General features: G+C 62.5%; 11 protein-coding genes. 8 read left to right on the forward strand and 3 right to left on the reverse strand.

The window, feature by feature from the left end; translation table 11 throughout:
* Nucleotides 1-253 precede the first annotated feature (253 nt).
* Entirely contained in the window at nucleotides 254-1,333 is a 1,080-nt protein-coding gene (locus AC1DUU_RS12230; protein ID WP_476783687.1) for a LacI family transcriptional regulator, read from the reverse strand.
* 370 nt (nucleotides 1,334-1,703) lie between these two features.
* Here AC1DUU_RS12230 and AC1DUU_RS12235 point away from each other — a divergent pair, with 370 nt between their 5' ends.
* From AC1DUU_RS12235 to AC1DUU_RS12270, 8 genes are all read left to right on the forward strand, one after another.
* On the forward strand, nucleotides 1,704-2,942 hold the full coding sequence (locus AC1DUU_RS12235; protein ID WP_476783688.1) for an ABC transporter substrate-binding protein: 1,239 nt from the start codon (nucleotides 1,704-1,706) through the stop codon (nucleotides 2,940-2,942).
* A 130-nt stretch (nucleotides 2,943-3,072) separates the two neighbouring features.
* Nucleotides 3,073-3,975, forward strand: coding sequence for a carbohydrate ABC transporter permease (locus tag AC1DUU_RS12240; protein WP_476783689.1), 903 nt, complete (start codon nucleotides 3,073-3,075; stop codon nucleotides 3,973-3,975).
* Nucleotides 3,968-4,921: a carbohydrate ABC transporter permease gene (locus AC1DUU_RS12245; protein WP_476783690.1), complete on the forward strand. Its 954-nt coding sequence runs from the start codon at nucleotides 3,968-3,970 to the stop codon at nucleotides 4,919-4,921. The genes AC1DUU_RS12240 and AC1DUU_RS12245 overlap by 8 nt, the downstream gene beginning before the upstream one ends.
* 4 nt (nucleotides 4,922-4,925) lie before the next feature.
* Nucleotides 4,926-6,008 (forward strand): ABC transporter ATP-binding protein, encoded by a 1,083-nt coding sequence (locus AC1DUU_RS12250; protein ID WP_476783691.1) that lies wholly within the window; start codon nucleotides 4,926-4,928, stop codon nucleotides 6,006-6,008.
* Between the two features lie 24 nt (nucleotides 6,009-6,032).
* Nucleotides 6,033-6,779, forward strand: a complete 747-nt coding sequence (locus AC1DUU_RS12255; protein ID WP_476783692.1) for a sugar phosphate isomerase/epimerase family protein — start codon at nucleotides 6,033-6,035, stop codon at nucleotides 6,777-6,779.
* A 10-nt stretch (nucleotides 6,780-6,789) separates the two neighbouring features.
* Nucleotides 6,790-7,932, forward strand: coding sequence for a Gfo/Idh/MocA family protein (locus AC1DUU_RS12260; RefSeq protein WP_476783693.1), 1,143 nt, complete (start codon nucleotides 6,790-6,792; stop codon nucleotides 7,930-7,932).
* 58 nt (nucleotides 7,933-7,990) lie between these two features.
* Complete coding sequence (gene mgrA / locus AC1DUU_RS12265; protein ID WP_476783694.1) at nucleotides 7,991-9,043, forward strand: L-glyceraldehyde 3-phosphate reductase; 1,053 nt, start codon at nucleotides 7,991-7,993, stop codon at nucleotides 9,041-9,043.
* A gap of 174 nt (nucleotides 9,044-9,217) precedes the next feature.
* Nucleotides 9,218-9,631 (forward strand): Fur family transcriptional regulator, encoded by a 414-nt coding sequence (locus AC1DUU_RS12270; protein ID WP_476783695.1) that lies wholly within the window; start codon nucleotides 9,218-9,220, stop codon nucleotides 9,629-9,631.
* Between the two features lie 3 nt (nucleotides 9,632-9,634).
* Here the strand turns inward: AC1DUU_RS12270 and AC1DUU_RS12275 are convergent, their stop codons facing one another.
* Both AC1DUU_RS12275 and AC1DUU_RS12280 read right to left on the reverse strand, forming a co-directional pair.
* Nucleotides 9,635-10,264 (reverse strand): LysE family translocator, encoded by a 630-nt coding sequence (locus AC1DUU_RS12275; RefSeq protein WP_476783696.1) that lies wholly within the window; start codon nucleotides 10,262-10,264, stop codon nucleotides 9,635-9,637.
* A 1-nt stretch (nucleotide 10,265) separates the two neighbouring features.
* The coding region (locus tag AC1DUU_RS12280) for a DNA polymerase (protein WP_476783697.1) at nucleotides 10,266-10,772 on the reverse strand (507 nt) is incomplete at its 5' end.

The following is a 10,772-nucleotide window of genomic DNA, read 5'->3' on the forward strand; positions in this document are numbered from 1 at the left end:
GTCGAGCCGCTCCTTCGAGACATCGATCCCTACAACGACAAAAGCAGCGTCCATCTTCTCCCATCCTTGCCTAATCGGGCTTCGCTTGCGGCCCTGGCGACTGTTCGGGGTCGATGGAACGGCGGACGAAGACCCAAGCTCTCCCACGGGCTTGGTGTCCCAAAGGAACTTCGGTCTCCCGTCCGCCACCGCACCGCTAACAATAGCAGATGCGGCAACGTTCAAGTTACAAGGGTAAGGGTGAGGGGCTTTCTCAGGTGCTCGAATTTGTCGGCGTYGGCGTCTCGTAGGCTTCGACCGCGCTTGGCTTGCTGAGGCTCTGCAGCGAAGCAATGTCGCGGCCGGCGATGCGGCCAATCACGGCGCGCGCAAGCTCTGCGCCGGCAAGCCTGACGTCCTCGTTGACGACGTAGAGTTGCGGCCGAAGCAGGTGCAGCAGCTTTGACGACTGCTTGGAGACGATGTCGACATCCTGGCCGAGCTTGAAGCCGGCATCCTCGACACCTGCGACCAGCGCAAACGTGCCGGCTCCCGCGCCGCTGACAAAGCCGTCAGGACGGTTGGGGCGGCGCATCAAATCGGCGGTGAGCTTGCGGATATCTTCGATCGAGTGATCGACAGTGGCGGTCGGGAACGGCACCTCGCTCAAGCCGTGCTCCATCAGCGCGTCGGCAAAGCCATCGCGCATGTGCTGGTAATAGCTGAGATTGGAAGGCGGGGCGAGCAAGGCCAGTCGCTTGCGCCCGAGGCTCGCCAGCTTCTTCACCGCCTCGACCGAATAGGCATAGTTGTCGAAATCGTGGAACGCATGCTCGATGCCCATATGCGTGCGGCCATGGGCGGCGAAGGGCATGCCGCGTTCGGTCATGTAGCGCACGCGTTTGTCGTCGGGCTCGGTGCGCGAAATGATGACGCCGTCGGCGGAGGCCGTGTCGACGACATAACGCACCGGCTCAAGCGGGTCGTTGTTGCGCGAATAGGGCGTGACCACGAGGTGATAGGGCGTCTGCGCCAGGGCTTCGGAGATGCCGTAGATCAGGTCGGAAACGAAGCCGCCGATCTGCTCTTCGGTGTTGAGCACGAGCGAGATGACGTTGGTCTTGCCGGTTCTCAGGCGCACCCCGGCACGGTTGGGTCGGTAGCCGATCTGGCGCGCGACAAGCTGCACGCGCTGCTTGGTCGCCGCACCGATTTCGGGCGCATCCTTCAGCGCGCGTGAAACGGTCGTGACGCCAAGGCCGGTCATGAAGGCGATTGTCTTCAGCGTCGGCGGATTGGCCTCGCCGCCGCTCGCCTGCTCCACACTTTCGTCCGGCGGTATCTTGTCGTTCATGGCCATGTCCGCCGGATTCCTTGCTCGGCGCATATCGCATTTGCATCATGAACCTTGCAAGGGCTTCCGGCAAGAACTGTAACGATACAGATTGAGCAGGCTGAAATAGAATGGCGGGGTGAAATGTCGGCTGGGGTGCCCAGAAATCGTGCGCCGCAGCATGCGCGCCTGCCATTGATTCGATTGGCGATTTGCGCCATAAATGCTGCATTGCGACGGAATTATAGTCGTTCGTTGCTTGTCGGCGACCTTACGCCTTTAGTTCGAGACGCGAACAAAATCGCGTTGTCTGCCGTGTCGGCCATTGCGCGGTCTCCAGACTTCGCTTAACCTCCCAATCTGTAACGTTTCAGATTCAGGGAGGAGTACGATGCGTTATAGGCTGACGACCGCTGTATTGGCGGCGGGAGTCGCGTTTGGGGCCGCCGGTTCGGCTTCCGCGACGGATCTCGAAGTGACGCACTGGTGGACCTCTGGCGGCGAAGCGGCGGCTGTTGCCGAACTCGCCAAGGCGTTCGATGCCACCGGCAATAAATGGGTCGACGGTGCCATTGCCGGCTCCGGCGACGTTGCCCGTCCGGTCATGATCGGACGCATCACTGGCGGCGACCCGATGGGTGCTACCCAGTTCAACCATGGACGCCAGGCGGAAGAGCTGGTCAAGGCCGGGCTGATGCGCGACTTCACCGAACTCGCCGCGAAAGAGGGCTGGGCCAACTTCATCCACCCCAAGAGCTTGCTCGATGGCTGTACGCTGGACGGCAAGATTTATTGCGTGCCGGTCAACATCCACTCGCAGCAATGGCTGTGGCTTTCCAACAAAGCCTTCGCCGACGCTGGCGTTGCCGTGCCGAAGAACTGGGACGAGTTCGTGGCAGCCGCTCCAGCGCTGGAAAAGGCCGGCATCGTGCCGCTCGCGCTTGGCCAGCAGCCCTGGCAGACGACGCTTGCTTTCCAAGTGATCCTCGTGGCGCTCGCCGGACCTGAGACTTTCCAGAAAGTGTTTGGCGACAAGGACGCCGCCTTGGCCGCTGGCCCCGAGATGGCCAAGGTCTTTGCCGCGGCCGACCAGGCGCGCGCCATGTCGGCCAAGTCCAATGTCCAGGAATGGAACCAGGCGACGTCGCTCGTCATCAACGGCAAGGCTGGCGGCCAGATCATGGGCGATTGGGCCCAGGGCGAGTTCCAGATTGCCGGGCAGACAGCTGGCAAGGACTACACCTGCCTGCCGGGCCTCGGCGTTCACGAGATCATCTCGACCGGCGGCGATGCCTTCTATTTCCCCAAGCAGACCGATCCTGAAAAGGCCAAGGCGCAGGAGGTGCTGGCTTCGGTGATGTTGTCGCCGGCAACGCAGGTTGCCTTCAACCTCAAGAAGGGCTCGCTGCCGGTTCGTGGCGATGTCGATCTGAAGGCCGCCAATGACTGCATGAAAAAGGGACTCGAGATCCTGGCCAAGGGCAACATCATCGCTGCCCCGGACCAGCTGATGTCGGCAGACTCGGTCACCCAGGTCAACGACCTGTTCGTCGAGTTCTTCGCCAACAAACAACTGACGCCGGCGGACGCACAGAAGCGCTTTGCCGCAATCATCGCCGCTGCGGACTAGAGCGACAGACACTTCGGCTGTTCGCCGGGGTGGGTGGACCTCGTTCTGATGCGGCAGCTGACAGCGGCGCTCTGCCGGTCCCTGAGGGGAGGGACCGGCAGATTGCCCAAAGCACCATGGAACCCGACCGATGACCCCGACCGAGGCGGGCCGGCCGAGCCGGTTGTTTCGAAACCTGAGCGCCAAGATCGCGTCGATCCCGATGATCTTGACCGCGCTGGTGATCTTCGTTGGTGGCACGGCCTGGACGGTGTTTTACTCCTTCACCAACTCCAAGCTTCTGCCGCGCGCGACTTTCGTTGGTCTCGAACAATATGAGCGCCTGTGGGCGACGCCGCGCTGGCTGACGGCGGTCGAAAACATCGCCATCTACGGCGTCTGCACGCTGTTCTTTTCGCTGGTCATCGGCTTTTTGCTGGCCGCGCTGATGGACCAGAAGATCCGCTTCGAAAACACCTTCCGGACCATCTTCCTTTACCCTTTCGCGCTGTCTTTCATCGTCACCGGCCTTGCCTGGCAATGGATCCTCAATCCTGACTTCGGCATCCAGCAGGTTGTGCGCAATCTCGGCTGGTTAAGCTTCACTTTCGACCCGCTCTACAATGCCGATATCGTCATTTACGGCATCCTGATCGCCGGGCTGTGGCAAGGCACCGGGCTGATCATGTGCCTGATGCTGGCGGGCCTGCGCGGCATCGACGGCGAGATCTGGAAGGCGGCGCGCGTCGACGGCATTCCGACCTGGAAGACCTATGTCTTCATCGTCATCCCGATGATGCGGCCGGTGTTGGTCACCACGCTGGTCATCATCGCGAGCGGCATCGTCAAGGTCTACGACCTTGTCGTCGCACAGACCAGCGGCGGCCCCGGCATCGCGTCTGAAGTGCCGGCAAAATATGTCTACAACTACATGTTCCTGGCGCAGAACCTTGGTCAGGGCTTTGCCGCCTCGACGATGATGCTGTTGACGGTGGTCATCGTTGTCGTGCCTTGGGCCTATCTCGAATTCGGGAGCAAGCGGCGCCATGGTTGACCACGTCCTTCGTGCCGCGCCCGACATAGCTGCGGCCCCGGTCCCGTCGGGCCGCGCTGGTGCCATTGCCGGACCCAGCGGGCCAAGACCGAGGCGCAGATTCTCCCGCCGCAACATCTTCATCTACGGCACGCTCGCGGTGGTCGCGATCTACTACCTGCTGCCGCTCTACGTGATGGTGGTGACGTCGCTGAAGGGGATGCCGGAAATCCGCCTCGGCAACATCTTCTCGCCGCCGATGGAGATCACTTTCGAGCCTTGGGTCAAGGCATGGTCGAGCGCCTGCACGGGGCTCAATTGCGACGGGCTCAGCCGGGGCTTCTGGAACTCGGTGCGCATCACAGTGCCGTCGGTGTTCCTGTCGATCGCCATTGCCTCGGTCAACGGCTACGCACTTGCCAACTGGCGCTTCAAGGGCGCCGACATCTTCTTCACCATCCTCGTGATCGGCGCCTTCATTCCCTATCAGGTGATGCTCTATCCGATCGTCATAGTGCTGCGCGAGATCGGCCTATACGGTTCGCTGTGGGGGCTGGTGCTGGTGCACTGCATCTTCGGCATGCCGATCCTGACGCTGTTGTTCCGCAACTATTTCGCCTCGCTGCCGGAAGAATTGTTCAAGGCGGCGCGTGTCGATGGCGCCGGCTTCTGGACCATCTATCTCCGGATCATGTTGCCGATGTCGCTGCCGATCTTCGTAGTGGCGATCATCCTGCAGGTTACGGGCATCTGGAACGATTTCTTGTTCGGTGTCGTCTACACCAAGCCCGACACCTATCCGATGACGGTCCAGCTCAACAACATCGTCAACGCCGTACAGGGCGTGAAGGAGTACAACGTCAACATGGCGGCAACCCTGCTGACGGGGCTGGTCCCGCTCGTCATCTACTTCATTTCCGGCAAGCTTTTCGTGCGCGGCATCGCCGCCGGCGCGGTCAAGGGGTGAGGGCATGACAAGCGTCGTGGTCAAGGATGTCTCGCTCAGTTTCGGTACCTTCGACGTGTTGAAGGCGCTCAATCTCGACGTGCCGGAAGGCGAGTTCCTGGTACTGCTCGGCCCCTCAGGTTGCGGCAAGTCGACGTTGCTCAACTGCATCGCTGGCCTGCTCGACGTGTCGGAAGGCCAGATCTTCATCAACGGCAAGAACGTCACCTGGGAGGAGCCCAAGGACCGCGGCATCGGCATGGTGTTCCAGTCCTATGCGCTCTACCCGCAGATGACCGTCGAGGGGAACCTGTCGTTCGGGCTGAAGACGGCGGGCATCGCCAGGGACGAGATCGCCAAGCGTGTCGCCCGCGCGGCCGAAATCCTGCAGATCGAACCCTTGCTCAAGCGCAAGCCGGCGGCCCTGTCGGGCGGCCAGCGCCAGCGTGTGGCGATCGGGCGGGCGCTGGTGCGCGATGTCGACGTGTTTCTGTTCGACGAGCCACTGTCCAATCTCGACGCCAAGCTACGCTCGGAGCTGCGCGTCGAGATCAAGCGGCTGCACCAGAAGCTCGCCAACACCATGATCTACGTCACCCACGATCAGATCGAGGCGATGACGCTGGCCGATCGCATAGCTGTGATGAAGGGCGGGGTGATCCAGCAACTCGACGCGCCGCAGGTGATCTACAACCGCCCGGTCAACCGCTTTGTTGCCGGCTTCCTCGGCTCGCCGGGCATGAATTTCCTGGACGGCGAGGTCGAGGCCGGTGCGGAGCCTGCCTTCGCGGTTGCCGGAACAAGCATCCCGCTCGGCCGCTATGGTTTCGATGGCAATCCGACACGCGGCAAGGCGGTCTTCGGCATCCGCCCCGAGCATGTTGCGCTTGGCGAGGCGGCACGCGCGATGCCGTTCGCCACAGACGCCAGTGTCGAGATCGTCGAGCCGATGGGCGCCGACACGCTGGTCTGGACGCGGCTCGGCGGCCAGGGCTTTGCTTTCCGCGTCGAGGCCGAACGTCACCTGCACTCAGGCGAACAGCTCCGCATCGGCTTCGATCCGGCGCGCGCCTCGCTGTTTGACGGCCAAAGCGGCAACCGCATCTGACATCAACCCAACCGGACAAAGAACATGGACTGGTCATTTCAACTCTACAGCGCCCGCAACTTCCAGCCTTGGGAGAATGTGCTCGAGACGCTCGCTTCACTCGGCTACGCACAGGTCGAGGGCTTTGGCGGGGTCTACGAGAACCCGCAGGCGTTTCGCGACGAGCTCGACAAGAACGGCCTCACCATGCCGAGCGGCCATTTCGGCATCGACCTGCTGGAAAAGGATTTTGGGCGCGCAGCCGATATCGCCACCACTCTGGGCATGAAGCTGATGGCCTGCCCCTATCTCGAAGCGTCGGATCGGCCTGTCGATGCCGAGGGTTGGCGCGATTTCGGACGCAGGCTGGCGCGTGTCGGCGACACAGCCCACAAGGCCGGTTTCGACTTTGCCTGGCACAACCATGATTTCGAATTCGTGCCGTTCAAATATGGCTCGATGCCCCAGCGCATGATCTTTGCGGCCGCGCCCGAGATCGGCTGGGAGATGGATGTCGCCTGGGTGATCCGTGGCGGTTCCGATCCGTTGCACTGGATCGAGGAGTTCGGCCCGCGAATCATGGCCGTTCACGTCAAGGACATTGCCTCCCAGGGCGAGGCGGCCAACGAGGATGGCTGGTCCGATGTCGGCCACGGCACGGTCGACTGGGCGGGGCTGGTGACAGCTCTGCGCAAGCGCACGCCGGCAAAATATTTCGTCATGGAACACGACAATCCGGCCGATTTCGAACGCTTCGCGCGTCGCTCGATCAAAGCCGCCAAGACCTTTTAGGGAGCATCATATGGCAAGGAAACTCGGCGTCGGGGTGATCGGCTGCGGCAACATCTCGAAGACCTATTTTGCGCGCGCCCCCGAGTTCAAGGGCATCGAGATGCGGGCCTGCGCCGACATCAACATGGATGCGGCGAAAGCAAGGGCGAAGGAATTCAAGCTGCGCGCCGAGACGGTCGAAGGACTGCTGGCGTCAAAGGACATCGACATCGTCGTCAATCTGACCGTTCCGGCGGTACACTACGAGGTCTCCAAGCAGGCGATCGACGCCGGCAAGCATGTCTATTCGGAAAAGCCGTTCGTTCTGGCGATCAAGGACGGGCTTGACCTCAAGAAGCGCGCGGAAAAGAAGGGCGTGCGCATCGGTTCGGCGCCCGACACTTTCCTGGGCGGCTCGCACCAGTTGGCGCGCCATCTGATCGACACAGGCAAGCTGGGCAAGATCACCTCGGGCACCTGCCATGTGATGAGCCACGGCATGGAGCACTGGCACCCCAATCCCGACTTCTTCTTCCAACCGGGCGGCGGGCCGATCCTCGACCTCGGACCCTACTACATCGCCAATCTCGTCCAGCTGATCGGGCCGGTGAAACGTGTTGCCGCTTTGTCATCGATTCCGGCCAAGGAACGCACGATCTCGTCAAAGCCGCGTGCCGGCGAAAAGATCCCGGTGACGACACCGACCACGATCCTCGCGCTGATGGAGTTTGAGAGCGGGGCGGTCTTGACCTTCAACGCCARCTGGGATGTCTGGGACAACGCCCATTCGCCGATGGAACTCTATGGCGAGGCGGGCACGATCCACATGCCGGACCCCAATTTCTTCGGCGGCGAGTTGCGTTACACCAAGGGCGAAAAGCCGGTGAAGACGCTGCCGAAATGGGATCACCCGTTCTCCAKGGCCAACGAGAAGCACGCGCACGGCATGATGGCCAATTACCGCACGGCGGGCCTGGCCGACATGGCACTGGCGATCATGCAGGGCAGGCCGCACCGCTGCTCGCTCGAACTCGCCAATCACGTCATCGACGTGATGACCGGTATCCTGAAATCGGGCGAGACGAAGAAGTTTGTCGAGATGCAGACGACCTGCGAACGGCCGGAGCCGCTTGGGCCGGCAGCAGCAAGGGGGCTCCTCGCCGCGCCAAAATGAGCTAAGAAGGGGGAGCGGTGCGAAAGCGCCGATTCCCCTTTTTTCCGAGGACAGCATCATGACCTGGCAGCCGGCCGCCAATCGCTACGAAAACATGGTCTACAACCGCTGCGGCCGTTCGGGGCTCAAGCTTCCGGCGATCTCGCTCGGGCTGTGGCACAATTTCGGCGAGGACACGCCGCACAAGACCAAGCGCGACATTTGCCAAAAGGCCTTCGACCTCGGCATCACCCATTTCGATCTCGCCAACAATTATGGCCCGCCCGCCGGTTCGGCCGAAACGGCGTTCGGCGAGATCCTGCGTACCGATTTCGCCGGTCTGCGCGACGAGATGATCATCTCGACCAAGGCCGGCTACGACATGTGGCCGGGGCCTTACGGCGAGTGGGGCAGCCGCAAATATGTGCTGGCGAGCCTCGACCAGAGCCTGAAGCGCATGGGGCTCGACTATGTCGACATCTTCTATTCGCACCGCTTCGACCCGGACACGCCGCTGGAAGAAACCATGGGCGCGCTCGATCATGCGGTCCGCTCGGGCAAGGCGCTTTACGCCGGCATCTCCTCCTATAACGCCCAGCGCACCCGCGAAGCGGCCGACATTCTGAAGCGTCTGGGCACGCCATGCCTGATCCATCAGCCGAGTTATTCGCTGATCAACCGCTGGGTCGAGGACGATGGCCTGCTCGACGCCCTCGACGGGCTCGGCATCGGGTCGATCGTGTTTTCGCCCCTGGCGCAGGGCATGTTGACCGGCAAGTACCTCAAGGGCGTGCCCGAAGACAGTCGCGCCGCACAAGGCAAGTCGCTGCGGCCGGCCTTCCTCAACGACAAGAACCTCGCCAATATCCGCGCGCTCAACGGCATTGCCGAACGCCGCGGCCAGACACTGGCGCAGATGGCGCTGGCCTGGGTGTTGCGTGGCGGTCGCGTCACCTCGGCGCTGATCGGCGCAAGCCGCCCCGAGCAGGTCGAGGATTGCGTTGGCGCGCTGAAGAATGCGACCTTCAGCGACGCCGAACTGGCCGAGATCGATACCTATGCCCGCGAGGCCGACATCAACCTCTGGGCGCGTTCGTCCGAGCGCGAAGGCCCGGCACGGCCGAAGAAGTGAGCCCAAGCCAAAGCTTGTGAACGTGCAGGCGGCGGGCGTTCCCGCCGCTTGCCTTTGGGGCAGATTGTCTTTGCCGGCCGGACGCGCTAGCAAAACCCTTGTCCAATCGCCATCTTAGGCGATGGATTGTTCCGTCCGGGCATTGGCCTGGCCGAGGAAGGTGCAAACGGAAAAATGGCGGCGCGGGCTACGCTGACGAAGAACCAGCAAAAGGTTCTGGAGAAACTCGAAGTGGCGACCGGGCCGCTCAGCGCCTACACGCTGCTCGACCAGCTGCGCGACGAGGGCTTCCGCGCGCCCCTGCAGGTCTACCGCGCGCTTGAGGTGCTGCTGAAGGACGGGCTTGTCCATCGGCTGGAAAGCCTGAACGCCTTCGTCGCCTGTTCTGAGCCGCACGACCACAGCCATCACAACCACCGCATGACGGCCTTCGCCATCTGCGACACCTGCGGCCAGGTCACGGAAATCTCCGATGAGCTGATCGGCAAGCGCCTGGATGATTGGGTCGGTTCGACCGGCTTCGTCGCCAAGAAGGCTGTCATCGAATTCCGTGGCACCTGCGCCAAATGCGCGGCACTCGCCGCGTAAGATTTACCGCGCCGTCGAAAACGCAAACCAGATCGCAACCGCCGCCAGCAGAGCCGAAAGCGCGCGCCGTGCGATGGTTTCTATGCGCGCGTCGTTGAGCAGCGGTTCGAGCCGGCTCGCAAGCACGACGATCAGCGCATGGATGCCGGTTGCAACCGCGACATAGATCGCGGTCAGCGTGATCGTCTGCGACAGCACCGGGCGATCGGCGACGATGAAGGTCGGCAGCACCGCGACGTAGAAGACCGCAGCCTTCGGGTTGAGCAGGTTGGTGACGAGCCCGCGCGTGAAATAGCGCCGGTCGGCGTCGCTGTCGTTTGCGATGGCCTCACCGCCGCCTTTCCAGCCTTCCCATGCGAGATAAAGCAGAAACAGCACGCCGGCCCATCGCAGCCCTTCGTAGAGCAGGTCGGAAGCCTGGATCAGTTCGGTGACGCCGAGGGCGGCAATGATGCCTATGGTGGCGAGGCCGAGCGCGATGCCGGCCACGGTTGCGAAGCCCGCGCGCCGGCCTTCGCTGGCCGACACCAGTGCCAGATAGGTCATGTTCGGCCCCGGCGTCAGCTCGATGATGAGCGACGTCAGCGCGAAGGAGAGCAACGTCGAAAGGTTCGACGACGTTGCGAGCGCCATCTCAGTGCGCCTCGTCCCAGCTGTCGGCCGCGTTGGCATCGACATGCAGCGGCACCGACATCGACGCCGCCGGCATGGCGGCGTTTTCCATGACATGGCGCACGACCGGGATGGTTGCAGCGACTTCGCTCTCCACGGTCTCGAAGATCAGTTCGTCGTGCACTTGCAGCAGCATGCGCGCCGACAGATTGGCGGCGACAAGGGCGTCCTCCATGCGGATCATGGCGCGGCGGATGATGTCGGCGGCCGTGCCCTGCAGGCGCGCATTGATCGAGGCGCGCTCGTTGAAGGCCCGAACAGAAGGATTGGAAGAGCGGATTTCCGGGTAGTGGATGCGGCGGCCGAAGATGGTCTCGACATAGCCGTTGTCGCGGCAGAACGCCTTGGTCTCGTCCATATAGGCTCGGATGCCGGGGAAGCGTTCGAAATACTTCTTGATGTAATCCGAGGCTTCTTCGCGCGGGATCGACAGCTGGTTGGCGAGGCCGAAGGCCGAGATGCCGTAGAT

Source organism: Aminobacter sp. P4_H6_2 (assembly GCF_056400805.1).